Raw genomic sequence first — 13,441 nt, forward strand, 5'->3', positions numbered from 1 at the left:
GACTAAGATAGGGGCTCTTGATGTCTCGATTTGGAAGGGAGTAGGAAATGGAGTTAGTACTTGGCCCGCTGGAAGCCCGCGTCATCGGCTGTCTGATTGAAAAAGAGATCTGCACCCCGGATCAATATCCCCTCTCCCTTAATGCACTGGTCAACGCTTGCAACCAGAAGAGCAACCGCGAGCCGGTGCTGGATCTCTCCGAGCTCGATATCCGCGCCGTGGTGGACGAGCTGATCCGCAAGCGGCTGGTGGTCAACACCGCCGGCTTCAACGCCCGGGTGCCCCGCTATCAGCACAGATTCTGCAACACCGAATTTGGCGAGCTGAAATTCAGTGCCCAGGAGCTCGGCATCGTCTGCGAACTGCTGCTGCGCGGCCCACAAACCCCGGGGGAGCTGCGCTCGCGCACCAACCGACTCTGCAGCTTCGATGATGTCACCGAGGTGGATGCGGTACTGACCCAACTCATCGAGCGTGGCCCCTACGTGGTCAAGCTGCCGCGCGAGCCGGGCAAGCGCGAATCCCGCTACGCCCACCTGTTTAGCGGCGAAGTGGATATTCAGGCGATGATGGATGCCGCCCCCGCCGCGGCCTATGCCTCCCCTGCCGCCGACCGCCTGAGCGAGCTGGAGCAGGAGGTGAACGAGCTCAAGAGCCGTCTCGCCGCAATGGAAGCTCGGCTGGCAGCACTGGATGGTCAGGGCTGATCGCCTTTACCATCGCCAATCTCTATCAGGGAGCCGGGGCAGATGTCCCCGGCTCCCTGCGTTTTTTATCGTGAGGAAGTGCCCGTGATCACCCTGATTAAAGAGTCTGACCACCAGAAGATGCCCTGGAAAAACCAGCAGGGCACTACCAGCCAGATCCTCATCTCCCCCAAGGGGAGCAGCCTTGCCAAACTCGACTTTGACTATCGACTGAGCTCGGCCCCCATCAAGAGCGCGGGCCCCTTCTCCCCCTTTCCTGGCTATCAGCGCATTTTGCTGCCGGTGAGCGGGGCAGGCTTTGTGCTCAACGGCCACCCCTACGCCACCTTCGAGGTGGCGCACTTTAGCGGCGATGAGGAGACCCACTGCGAGTTGCTGAAAAAAGAGGTGACCGATCTGGGGCTTATCTACCATCCGGATCGCATCAGCGCCAACGTGCGGGTACTGAACCTCCCCTTCCCGCTGACCCTTACCCTCGAGCCAGAGAAGACCTACCTCTGTCACCTGCTGAGCGGCCAGCTGGCCGTGCAGGGCAAAGAGGTGGCCATCAACGAGACGCTGGTGGTGACCGGTGAAGAGAGCATTCACTTCGAATGCCAGAAGAAGACCGCCATCGCCTTCTTTACCCTGCAGGCCAAATAGCGCAAAAGTCGGCGGTGTGCAGTCATGCCACGCCACACACAAACAGCAGAGATGAAAAAGCCGGGAAATCCCGGCTTTTGCTATTGAGGCAACCGGCTCGTGCCGGTCAGCACCTTAGTTGACCTTGAAGGAGCCCTTCATCATGGCGAAGTGGCCGGGGAAGGAGCAGAAGAAGGTGAGATCCTTGCCCGCCAGACCGTCGGTCTTGAAGGTGACGCTGCTGCTCTCGCCGCCGCCAATCAGCTTGGTGTGAGCCAGTACACGGGGATCATCCTTGGGCAGATAACCGTTCTCGGCCCCGGCGCTCATCCCGGCAGTCGCCACGGTCTGATAGTCGGCGGTGCTGGCCAGCACCCAGTTGTGGCCCATGGCGGTCACGGGCAGCTTGCCGGTGTGATTCAGGGTGACCGTCACCTCCTTGCAGGTGGCCGGCACGCTCATCTCTTTGAGGTTGTACTGCATGGCATCATTGCCTTCAATGACCAGTGCACACTCATCCGCCAGCACGGGGGCAGCCAGGGTACTCAGAAACAGCAGGGTAATCGCCTTTTTCATCATCTTCTCCTTTGATTGGCAATGGATGGCAACGACTTGGCGGATGCGGTTAACGCTTCGCAAAGATGCCGTCTAAATCGACCTTCATTTTACTCAATTGTCTTCAATCGGCTATGGCTTTTGGCCAAAGCTGCGGGCCAGGTCACCAGACGGTGCTCTACTCGCCACTATCTCCCTCACGGATGGACGATACGGCGCTCGGCTGTCACAGGTTCAAAACTGTTTAATTTTTTCTGCCCTTTTCCCTCCGATTGGCCCTATCAGGGCTCGCCCGGCGGGCGCCCCTTGGCTAAGCTAGCGCCCCGATATGAACCTTCTCCAGATGAGAGCGCCGGATGATTGCGATAACCCCCGTGGCGGCCCTGCGCGGCCTGCTGCTGACCCTGCTGCTGGCGCTGGCCGGCTGCCAGCCCACCCCGCCTGCCCAGACCCGTATTCAGGGCAAAACCATGGGCACCTACTATGTGGTGACCCTGAGCGATAGCTACCCCGGTGGAGAGCCCGCCCTCAAAAGCGACGTAGAGAGCCTGCTGGCCCGGATGAACAAGGAGATCTCCACCTACGATCCGGGCTCGCTCATCTCCCGTTTCAATCAGGGGCCCGCCAACATCCCGTTTGCCATCCCGCCCGCCATGGCCATCATAGTCCAGCAGGGGATTGATGCCGGTAAGCTGACCAACGGCAAGCTGGATGTGACCGTGGGGCCACTGGTCAATCTGTGGGGCTTTGGCCCGGACAAACGGCCGGTCAAGCGGCCCGATGAGGCGGCCATCGCCGCCGCCCGCCACAAGGTGGGCATCGACAAGCTGACCCTGACCCCGCAAGGGGATCACTTCCTGCTCGAAAAAACGATCCCGGATCTCTATCTCGACCTCTCCACTCTCGGCGAAGGGGCGGCATCGGATGAAATCGCCACCCTGCTCGAGGGCAAGGGGGTACACAACTACCTGATCGAAGTGGCCGGTGCGGTGCGCAGCAAGGGCAACAACAGCAAGGGCTCGCCATGGAAAGTGGCCATCGTCGAACCCTCCGATCAGCCGGGAGCGTTTTCCGATATCGTCATCCCCAACGGCATGGCGCTCAGCACTGCGGGCAGCTATCGCAACTACTACGAGCTGGATGGCCAGCGTTACTCCCATATCATCGACCCCGCCACCGGCCAGCCGGTCACCCACAAGCTGGTCTCCGCCAGCGTCATCACCCCGACCGCGCTGGAGGCCGATGCCCTCGATACCGCGCTGATGGTGATGGGACCTGAAGCGGGGATGACATTTGCCAAGCAGCACCAGCTGGCAGTCTATCTCATCATCAAGACCGAACAGGGGTTCAAGGCCGAGTACACGCCGCAATTTGCTCCCTATCTGGCAGAGAAAAAACGGTGAGTTCAAGGCCCTGGCAACAGGGCCTTTCTCTTTCACTCATCGCGGGCAAAAGGCGGACAAACGGAGATGGTTCGCAATCGACAACTTGGCCAATTGCCTCTTCGGGCGCTTTGGTGGCACACTTTCTCCCATCAGCCCGCAGCGCCTCGACCCAGACAGATGCAGACACCTGAACAAGAGCCAGAAAAAAAGAGCCCAGCCAAGCCACAACGCATTCTGATGGTCAATGAGCAGCGCTCGTTTCAGGTGATGATGAAGGCGATGCTGCTCAATCTGGGTATCAGCAACATCACCTACTCCAATACCGCCGAGGATGCGCGGCGCCGCTGCCAGAAGGGCAGTTTCGACATCTATCTGATCGATTACGATCTGGGGGTTGGCGAGAATGGCCGCCAGTTGCTCGAGAGCCTGCGCGACAAAGATCTGATCCCGCCCCAGAGCGTGGTGATCATGGTGAGTGGCGACAGCTCCCGCGCCATGGTACTGAGCGCGCTGGAGGCCGAGCCCGACGAATACCTGATGAAGCCCTTCTCTCAGGAGCAGTTCTCGTTTCGCTTGAAGCGTGCCCTCGCCCGGCGCAATGCGCTGGCCAGCGTCTTTACCGCGCTGGCCGATGACAATCTGGCAGCCCTCATTACCGCCTGTGCCGAGCGGGCCGATGCGGTGCCCCGTTTTGCCAACTACTGCCGCTGCCTGCAGGCCGATACCCACCTCAAGCTGGGTCAGGCACAGGAGGCGCGCTCTTTAATGCGCCAGCTGCTGGCCGGGCAGGAGAACAGCTGGGCCCGCCTGACGCTGGGCAAGGCGTGCAACACCCTGGGGCTCCACGAAGAGGCGGTCAGCCATCTGCAGGCGACCCTCAAAAATACCCCGCTGATGGTGGAGGCTCACCTCTGGCTGGCGGAATCCCTGCTGGCCCTTGGCAATGACGAGCAGGCGCAGCAGGAGCTCAGACGGGCGGTGGATATCTCCCCCCAGTCTGTGCAACTCTCCCGTCGGCTGGCGGAGGTGTGCCTGCAGCGTCACGACTACGCCCAGGCCAAGGATGTGCTGATGTCGCTGATCGACCTGTCGCGCAACTCCATCCACCGCACGCCCCATTATCTGGGGGCCTATATCCAGACCCTGACCCTCTACGCCCTCAACAGCAACGACAGCTACCACATCGCCAACCTGCAAAAGCAGGTCAATTCTGCCCTGTCGCGCATCCGCGATTCGCTGATGATGTCGGAGTTCAACTACCCGGTGTTCGAGCAGATCTGTCAGGCCCGGGTGCAGATTGCGCTGGGCGAGCTGCTCAAGGGCAAGAAGATGCTCTATCGCGCCAACCAGAACTGGCTCGATGAACCGGCCACCATGCCCCCCGTCCTGCTTGGCGAAACCATCCTTGCCCTCTATCAGCTCGGCGAGTTCGAATATGCCGAAAGCCTGCAAGGGCTGCTGGCGGAGGACGAAGATCGGCTGCTCACCACCTGCATTCAGGCAACCCGGGATGACAAGACGGTGCTGGAGCGGCGTCAGCGCTACCAGCAGCTCAACGATCTGGGGATCAAGGCCTATCAGAGCGGCGAGCTGGAGCAGGCCCTCGGCCATTTCCGCGAAGCACTGCGCCGCGCCCCCGCCAATACCGGTGCGGCTCTCAACAAGATCCAGGTGCTGCTGCAACTGATGCAGAAAAACCGCAAGAGTCCGGAATTTGGTGCCGAATGCAAAGACACTCTGGACGTGCTCGACGGCATCCCCCTCAACCCGGCCCAGCAGGAGCGTTTTCGCAAGCTGCGTCAGGAGTTCAACCAGTTCAGCTAAGACGACGCCGCCACGCCCCCTTTTCCCCGCCTATGCTGAAACCAGTTCGGCAATGCGAGGGAAACGAAGATGGCGATGTGTCGTTATCTGGTGGCCGATGGCCGCCACTGCAGTGAAGAGGCTGGCGAGCACGATCTCTGCCACTGGCATGATCCCCACCATACCCATCAGGAAGCCCATACCGCCGAGGCGCTTGAACAGTACGTTCGCGCTGGCGGACTCTGCCACGGCCTGCAGCTGTCACGGGCCAATCTGGCGGGCCTAAATCTGGTCAACAAGGAGTCCGATCAGGGATTTTTGCTGGAGCAGTGCAACCTCTATCGTGCCAACCTGCGCGGTGGTCACCTCTACGGCCTGCGCATGAAAGGCGGCAGCCTGATGAAGGCCGATCTCAGTGATGCCAACCTCCAGTGCGCCACCCTCGATGACGTCAACCTGCTCGGCATCCGCTGGCACAACACCCGGCTCGACAACATGCAGACCGGCAAACGGGTGATGCAGGATCGCAAGGGGCGCCGCGAACGGGATCCCAAACAGGCGCGCATCTGGTTCAAGGAGGCGGAAGAGACCTACCGGGATCTGCGCAAAGCCTCCGAGGCACAGGGGATCTTCACCATGTCCGGCAACTATATCCAGCAGGAACTCACCATGCGCCGCCTGCAACTGCCGTTCTGGTCGACCCAGCGTTTTACCTCCTGGGTGGTCGATCTCTTCTGCGGCTATGGCGAGGCCCCGATGCGGGTGGTGCTCTTCTCGTTGCTGCTCATCTTTATCTGCAGCATTTTTTACTTCTTCTGCGGACTGCATTTTCAGGGCGAGCACCTCATCTACCAACCCGGTGCCCCGCTCGAGCAAAATGCCATCTTCCTGCTCGAATGCCTCTACTACAGCGTGGTCACCTTCACCACGTTGGGGTACGGCGACTTCACTCCGGTGGGCCTCTCCAGGATCTTCGCCGCCTTTGAAGCCTTTACCGGCAGCTTCACGCTGGCGCTGTTTGTGGTGGTATTCGTCAAAAAGATGACCCGCTGACACCTCTGCCCACCCCGCGGTGCCTGCCACTGATGCAGGCCCGCGGCCAAACTTGCATCCACCGCCGATTCCTAGTCCAATAGCCACTTATAAAAATGACATGAGCATCCCGGACATGAAGATCATCTCTTTCAATATCAACGGCCTGCGCGCCCGTTTGCACCAACTGCAAGCCATCATCGACAAGCACCAGCCCGATGTGATCGGCCTGCAAGAGATCAAGGTGCACGATGAAGCATTCCCGCTGGCCGATGTGGAAGCCATGGGCTATCACGTAGAGTTTCACGGCCAGAAGGCCCACTACGGGGTCGCCATCATGAGCAAGCAGAAGCCGGTCAAGGTGGAGAAAGGCTTCCCCACCGATGACGAAGAGGCCCAGCGCCGGATGATCATGGCCACCTTCGAACGTGAAGACGGCTCTCTCATCAAGGTGATGAACGGCTACTTCCCGCAGGGTGAAAGCCAGGATCACGAGACCAAGTTCCCGGCCAAACAGAAGTTCTACGAGGATCTGCAGCACTACCTCGAGACCAACCACACCCCGGACGACCAGCTGGTGCTGATCGGGGATATGAATATCTCCCCCACCGATCTCGACATCGGCATCGGCGAAGCTAACCGCAAGCGCTGGCTGCGGGATGGCAAGTGCTCCTTCCTGCCCATCGAGCGCGAATGGATGGAGCGACTGAAAGGGTTTGGCCTCACCGACACCTTCCGCGCCGCCAACCCCACCGAGTGCGAGCGTTTCTCCTGGTTTGACTACCGCTCCAAGGGCTTTGACGAGAACCGCGGCCTGCGCATCGACCTCATCATGGCCTCCGACGCCCTCAAGGACAAGGTGACCGAGACCGGTATCGACTACGAGCTGCGCGGCATCGAGAAACCCTCCGACCACGCCCCCATCTGGGCCTGCTTCGCCTGATGCGGCGCAAGATTAACCGATGAGCCGCGACGAATTCGTAAACTGTGAAGCGGCTCGCGGTTGCCTGCGATAAAAGGGCGTAAAAAACCCATCCAGACAAGGTGCCTTATGGCACCTTATTTTTTGCAGCAAGGAGTGGCTGGCGTGATACGGTTGCGAAGAGCCCGGGCCCGGGATGAACATCCCCGAAGCCCCCCGCCCAAATCGGAAAAGTCAGACTTTTTTCGTCAATCGGCAACCCTAATTGTCACTTTGAGAAGGTTGTGTTCAAGGTTGCCGCCATATCATCTCCCATTCCAATCATAAAGAAGTTGTTTTTTTAATCATGAAGTTAATGATGTATATGGAGAAACATGCTGAACGCAGCAGCCGAAATCGATCCAACAGGAGTGTGATGATGAAGGTGCCCAATGCCGGAAGAGAGGTTTACAAACGCAGCTTGCTGACCCTGGCGCTGATCAGCGGTCTGAGCGCCTGTGGCGGCGAGACGACCCAAACGGCCCAGACCATGCCCGCCGTCCCTGTGGTGGTCGCCGAGGTCAAGCTGACCGATGTGCCGCTCACCACCGAGATGGTGGGAGAGACCGCCGGTTTTCGCGAGATTGATGTGCGCTCCCGGGTCAGTGGCATCCTGCTCAAGCGCACTTATGTGGAAGGCCAGCCGGTTACCGCCGGTCAGGAGCTGTTTTTGATCGACCCTGAGCCCTACAAAGTGGCGCTGGAGCAGGCCAAAGGGACCTTGGCTCAGGAGCAGGCCCGTCTCAACAAGGCCCGTGCCGACCGGGATCGCATCATTCCCCTCTTCAAGCGTCAGGTGGTCAGTCGCAAGGACTATGACGACACCATCGCCAACTACGAAGCGGCCATCGCCAGCCATCAGGCCGCTCAGGCCAAGGTGAAAGAGGCAGAGCTCAACCTCAGCTACACCCAGGTGACCGCCCCCATCAACGGCATGGCGAGCAAGAGCTCCCAGTCCGAGGGAAGCCTTATCTCCACCAGCGGCGACAACGGCCTGCTCACTACCATCACCCAGTTTGATCCGCTCTACGTCAACTTCTCCTACTCGGAGCAGGATCGCCTCAACTTCGAAAACTCGGTAAAAAAAGGGGTGATTGAGGCGAAGGATGCCACCACCTGGCGCACCCATATTCGTCTGGCCGATGGCTCCCTCTATCCGGAGGCGGGCAAGCTCAACTTCTCCGACAACCGGGTCGATCCCCAGACCGGCACCATCCGTGCCCGTGCCATCTTCGACAACAAGGACGGCGTACTGCTGCCCGGCCAGTTTGTCCGCATGACCATCGATCTGGGCACCCGCAAAAATGCCATCGTGGTGCCGCCGCGCGCCATCGTCCAGTCCCAGGCTGACCGCATGGTGATGGTGGTCGATGCCGACAACAAGGTAGTGCCCCGTCCGGTGACCTTGGGCGCAGCGGTCGACTCCGGCGTGCTGATCGAGAGCGGCCTGCAGGCAGGTGAGCGCTATATCGTCGAAGGCTTGATGAAGGCTCGCCCCGGCGCCGTGGTAAAACCTGTCTCTGCCGACGAGATGAAGGCGATCACCGGCAAGGTAGTCAGCCAGTCTGCGGCCAAGTAAGGAGCCCGTATGTTTTCCAAGTTCTTCATAGAACGCCCCATCTTCGCCAGCGTGATTTCGATCATTATCGTGCTGGGCGGTTTGGCGGCGATGCGGGCGCTCCCCATCGAGCAATATCCCCAGATCACCCCGCCGGTGGTCTCGGTCACGGCGTTTTATCCGGGCGCAACCCCGGAGGTGATCTCCCAGACCGTGGCTGCGCCGCTGGAGCAGCAGATCAACGGCGTCGAGCGGATGATCTACATGCAATCGGGGTCGGCCTCCAACGGCCAGATGAACCTCAACGTCTACTTCGAGATCGGCACCGATCCGGATCAGGCCACCATCAACGTCAACAACCGGGTCTCGGCCGCCATGGCCCAGCTGCCGGAAGAGGTGAAAAAGCAGGGGGTGACGGTCAAGAAGAAATCGACCTCCATCCTGCAGGTGGTCACCCTCCAGTCACCGAACGGCTCGTTTGATACCACCTATCTGTCGAATTACGCCCTGCTCAACATCATCGACGAGCTCAAGCGGATTCCCGGCATCGGTGATACCACCTTGTTTGGCGGTACCGACTACGCGATGCGTATCTGGCTGCGACCGGATCGACTGGCCCAGCTCGAGCTCACCCCGAGCGACGTGATCGGCGCCATTCGCGAGCAGAACACCCAGTTCGCGGCAGGCAAGATCGGTGCCCAACCCACCACGGCCCCCATCGACTTCACCTACACGGTGCAGACCAAGGGGCGCCTTGAGGATGTGAAGGAGTTCCAGAACATCATCGTCCGCTCCATGCCCGATGGCTCCAAGATCCGGGTCCGCGATGTCGCCCGGGTCGAGCTGGGGGGCAAGGATTATGACCTGGTCGCCCGCGCCAACGGCAAACCGGCCATCGGTATTGCCACCTATCTGCAACCCGGCGCCAACGCCGTCGCGGTTGCCGATGCGGTACATGCCACCATGGAGCGACTCAAGGAGCGCTTCCCGCAGGATATCGAGTACCAGATCCCCTACGACACCACCGAGTTCGTGAAGATTTCCATCGAAGAGGTGGTACACACCCTGTTCGAGGCGATCGTGCTGGTGTTCGTGGTGGTCTACCTGTTCCTGCAAAACTTCCGCGCCACCCTGATCCCCTGTATCGCGGTGCCGGTGTCGCTCATCGGGACCTTCGCCGGCATGTTGGTGCTCGGTTTCTCCATCAACCTGCTGACCCTGTTCGGCATGGTGCTTGCCATCGGTATCGTGGTGGATGACGCTATCGTGGTACTGGAGAACGTCGAGCGGATCATGAGCGAGAAGAAGTGCTCCGCCAAAGAGGCTGCCATCCTCGCCATGCAGGAGGTCTCCGGACCGGTGGTCGCCATCGTGCTGGTACTCTGCGCCGTGTTCCTGCCGGTCGCCTTTATGGGCGGCATGACAGGGGTGATGTACAAACAGTTCGCCATCACGGTCGCGGTCTCGGTCGCCATCTCCGGTCTGGTGGCACTGACTCTCTCTCCGGCCCTCTGTGCCGTGTTGCTCAAAGAGGGACACCACAAACCGGCCCGCTTCTTCGTCTGGTTCAACGAAAAATTTGACCAGCTGACCCGCGGCTATGTACGAGGTGTGGCCTTCCTGAACCGTCGGGTGGGGGTCGCCTTTGCCATCATCGCCGTGCTGATCCTCTCCATCTACGGCCTCTTCCTGAAAGTGCCGGGCGAACTGGTACCGAACGAAGATCAGGGCTACCTCATCTCCGCCGTCATGCTGCCGGATGCCGCCGCGATGAGCCGGACCCAGGCGGTGGCAGATCAGTTCGACAAGATCGCCATGGCCAACCCCCATGTGAAGGATGTGATTACCTTCTCGGGCTTTGACATTCTCTCCAATGCCATCATCAGCAACAGCGGCATGACCTTCATTACCCTGAAGGACTGGAGCGAGCGTCAGGGGGCCGGACAGGACTCCTTCTCGCTGGCCAAGACCTTCCAGGGCTTGAGCCTGATGGGGCTGGCGGATGGCTTTGTCGCCTCCTTCAACCCGCCTCCCATTCAGGGGATGTCCACCACTGGTGGCCTTGAGGCCTATCTGCAAAACCGTGGCACCGGCAACGCCCAGGCCTTCTCAGGCGAAGTACAGCGCTTCCTCGAAGCGGCCAAGGCGCGCCCGGAGTTTGCCAGCGTCACCAGCACCTACCGCGCCAACGTGCCGCAGGTCTATCTCGACCTGGATCGCGAAAAAGCCAAGGCGCTGGGGCTGCCCATCAACGCGGTGTTCGACACCATGCAGGCCACCTTCGGCCAGGTCTATGTCAACGACTTCAACCAGTTCGGCCGTACCTACCGGGTGCAGTTGCAGTCCGAGGCAGACTATCGCGCCAAGAAGAGCGACATCCGCAACGTCTATGTCCGCTCCGACAAGGGGGAGATGATCCCGCTCAGCAGTCTGGTGACGGTGCGTGATGCCACCGGCCCAGAACTGGTCGAACGCTTCAACATCTTCCAGGCCGCCAAGATCATGGCCCAGCCCGCCCCCGGCTACAGCTCGGGTCAAGCCATCGCCGCGCTGGAAGAGGTTGCTAATGAAGCTCTTGGCAACGACGCCAAGCTGGAGTGGACCGGCTCCGCCTATCAGGAGAAAGCGGCCGCAGGCAGTGCAGGCATGGCCTTTGGTTTCGGTATCGTGATGATCTTCCTCATTCTGGCCGCCCAGTATGAACGCTGGAGCCTGCCGTTTGCGGTAATCACCGCCGTACCGTTCGCCCTGTTCGGTGCCCTGCTCGCCACCTGGCTGGTGGGGCTGACCAACAACGTCTACTTCCAGATCGGGCTGGTGACCCTGGTCGGCCTTGCCGCCAAGAACGCCATCCTGATCGTGGAGTTCGCGGTGATGAAGCACGAAGAGGGGATGAGCCTCATCGAGTCGGCACTGGAGGCGGCGCGCCTGCGTTTCCGTCCCATCGTGATGACCTCGCTCGCCTTCATCCTCGGCTGTGTGCCGCTGGTCACCTCCAGCGGGGCCGGTGCGGCAAGCCGTCACGCCCTCGGCTGGCCGGTCATCGGCGGCATGCTGGCGGCCACCTTTATCGCCATCTTCTTTATCCCGCTCTTCTTCCGCCTCATCATGAGAGGATCGGAAAAAAGGGCCTGACTATTCCGGTAAAGCTCACCAAGCCCCTCCCTCACGGAGGGGCTTTTTTTATGTCACTCCGTTACATGGCAAATAGATAGGCCTTCATCGCCTTGAGACGCACGGTGGCGGCACCGATGATGTCGATAAAGCCAAGCAGCGGATGGGGTTTATGTGCCGAAATCCAGGCTGAGCCGGTTGCCCCAATTGGCAGGTCCACACCGTCCGGCACCAGCATGTCGAGCACCACTGTCCGGCCATGGCTCGACATGTTGTTGCCCACATGCTGCCGTACATCCTGATCCCCCTGCGCAACACTCATCTGGGCCTCCCCCGTACCAGTAAGTACTGAGTGCACCCGTGCTCGAAAGATGCGCCCGGGATAGGCATCTACATAAAACTCGGCAAACTGGCCTGGTGCTATGTTGCGAAAACTCTGATCCGGAATGCGAAACTCCAGAAACTTGCGAGAAGTGTCGTATAGGTGCATGTTGCCGGTACGGGAACCGCTGGCAATATTGACTATCGAGACCTGACCATCAAACGGAGCCCTGATCACCTTCTCTTCATTCCGTCGCTCCTGCAAGGCCAGCTCTGTCTCTAGATTCAACACCTGAGCTTCAATCGCCTGAACCTTCGCTTCACTGGCACTCAGTTGCGCCAGATCGCCATCAATTTGGGTCTGCAGCTGGTCACGGCTCTGAATACTGGCAAAGTTACCCAACTGGGTCAGCCGAGCCAATTCCTTGTGATTGAGGTTCAGTCGTGACTGGATCGCTCGCTGCTGGCTTACCTCTGACGCCACCTGGGCATGCTGGGCGTCAATCTGATAGCTCAACGCCTGAGACTTACCGTTACTCTCCCAGTCCGCAAGACTATAAATGGGCTGACCACGCGCAACACGCTGATTATGCGCAACATAAATCTGATCTATCTGATGAAACTGGTTGATGCCTAGTAATGGTCCCAACACCGCATGAGGTGCCTTGACCGTCGCCGAATCGGTAAAATCCACCGGAGCCAAATGGCGAGAGGTAGTCAACAAACCAAGCGCCAATAACGCGCCAATTGCGGTACTCCAAAAACCCGTTTTTAGGTTCCAAGGCAATATGTTCAGCTTGACCAGCAACCACACGATCAGGATATAGGGCAGCAGGATCTCTTTCATGATGCCTCCCCCTCATGACGACCACGTCGAATACCATGGCCGATAATAAGGCTCATCCGCTCGCTCAGCACATCCCAACGGGCAAAGGCGATGATAACGGCAAGCACCCACCAGGTCTTGTCGATAAACAGTCCGCACAAGGAGAGCGCAAACACCAGGGTGATATGCACCGACTCAGACACCTTGGCACGATGCACAGCGATCTCATGCAGTTGCCACAGCAGATAGACCAGATAGAGGACCACATAGAGAGTGATCACAGTAATCACCCCCATAAAGATCTCGGAATCAAGCAGTACCATGATGGCTGGCAAAGCATGGTTGAACTTGGTCGCCTCAATTGGATAGATGTGGGCAACTTTCGAGAAGAAGACAACCAGAGCGACCGTGACCAATATAAACGTCAGGCGCCAAAGCCACCGCGCTAACGCAGAGGTTGATTGTGATGACATTTGATGTTGTTCCTTGAGTAACGGATGAGCAAACAAGTGGACCTCACGAGCCACCCAGCTAATAACGCGCCAGATCGGCGCGACG

Annotated in this window: 11 protein-coding genes; 8 read left to right on the top strand and 3 right to left on the bottom strand. The window is 59.5% G+C overall.

What is annotated here, in order from left to right; all coding sequences use genetic code 11:
• Window positions 1-47: 47 nt before the first annotated feature.
• Together OKC31_RS01535 and OKC31_RS01540 are read left to right on the top strand one after the other, a co-directional pair.
• On the top strand, window positions 48-707 hold the full coding sequence (locus OKC31_RS01535; RefSeq protein WP_108541993.1) for a YceH family protein: 660 nt from the start codon (window positions 48-50) through the stop codon (window positions 705-707).
• A gap of 84 nt (window positions 708-791) precedes the next feature.
• Entirely contained in the window at window positions 792-1,349 is a 558-nt protein-coding gene (locus OKC31_RS01540) for a HutD family protein (RefSeq protein ID WP_270656023.1), read from the top strand.
• A 114-nt stretch (window positions 1,350-1,463) separates the two neighbouring features.
• On the opposite strand, the gene azu is transcribed toward OKC31_RS01540, so the two are convergent.
• Window positions 1,464-1,904, bottom strand: a complete 441-nt coding sequence (gene azu, locus OKC31_RS01545) for an azurin (protein WP_005337768.1) — start codon at window positions 1,902-1,904, stop codon at window positions 1,464-1,466.
• A gap of 335 nt (window positions 1,905-2,239) precedes the next feature.
• On the opposite strand from azu, the gene OKC31_RS01550 reads away from it, so the two are divergent.
• The 6 genes from OKC31_RS01550 to OKC31_RS01575 all read left to right on the top strand — a co-directional run bounded on the left by OKC31_RS01550 (window position 2,240) and on the right by OKC31_RS01575 (window position 11,757).
• Window positions 2,240-3,286, top strand: a complete 1,047-nt coding sequence (locus OKC31_RS01550; protein WP_270656025.1) for an FAD:protein FMN transferase — start codon at window positions 2,240-2,242, stop codon at window positions 3,284-3,286.
• Between the two features lie 159 nt (window positions 3,287-3,445).
• The gene (locus OKC31_RS01555) at window positions 3,446-5,092 is read left to right on the top strand and encodes a tetratricopeptide repeat-containing response regulator (protein ID WP_216977977.1); all 1,647 of its coding nucleotides are present in this window, start codon (window positions 3,446-3,448) and stop codon (window positions 5,090-5,092) included.
• A 69-nt stretch (window positions 5,093-5,161) separates the two neighbouring features.
• Window positions 5,162-6,124 (top strand): ion channel, encoded by a 963-nt coding sequence (locus OKC31_RS01560; protein WP_005353221.1) that lies wholly within the window; start codon window positions 5,162-5,164, stop codon window positions 6,122-6,124.
• Between the two features lie 115 nt (window positions 6,125-6,239).
• On the top strand, window positions 6,240-7,046 hold the full coding sequence (gene xthA, locus OKC31_RS01565) for an exodeoxyribonuclease III (protein WP_005337776.1): 807 nt from the start codon (window positions 6,240-6,242) through the stop codon (window positions 7,044-7,046).
• 397 nt (window positions 7,047-7,443) lie between these two features.
• Complete coding sequence (locus tag OKC31_RS01570; protein WP_005353223.1) at window positions 7,444-8,643, top strand: efflux RND transporter periplasmic adaptor subunit; 1,200 nt, start codon at window positions 7,444-7,446, stop codon at window positions 8,641-8,643.
• A 9-nt stretch (window positions 8,644-8,652) separates the two neighbouring features.
• Window positions 8,653-11,757 (top strand): efflux RND transporter permease subunit, encoded by a 3,105-nt coding sequence (locus OKC31_RS01575; RefSeq protein WP_064341877.1) that lies wholly within the window; start codon window positions 8,653-8,655, stop codon window positions 11,755-11,757.
• Window positions 11,758-11,818: 61 nt separating this feature from the next.
• Here the strand turns inward: OKC31_RS01575 and OKC31_RS01580 are convergent, their stop codons facing one another.
• Window positions 11,819-12,904, bottom strand: a complete 1,086-nt coding sequence (locus OKC31_RS01580; protein WP_005361696.1) for an HlyD family secretion protein — start codon at window positions 12,902-12,904, stop codon at window positions 11,819-11,821.
• Complete coding sequence (locus OKC31_RS01585) at window positions 12,901-13,356, bottom strand: hypothetical protein (protein ID WP_159157228.1); 456 nt, start codon at window positions 13,354-13,356, stop codon at window positions 12,901-12,903. The genes OKC31_RS01580 and OKC31_RS01585 overlap by 4 nt, the downstream gene beginning before the upstream one ends.
• Window positions 13,357-13,441 lie beyond the last annotated feature (85 nt).

Origin of the sequence: Aeromonas sp. Y293-4 (assembly GCF_027705905.1) — a bacterium.
Classification (GTDB): Bacteria; Pseudomonadota; Gammaproteobacteria; order Enterobacterales; family Aeromonadaceae; genus Aeromonas; species Aeromonas veronii.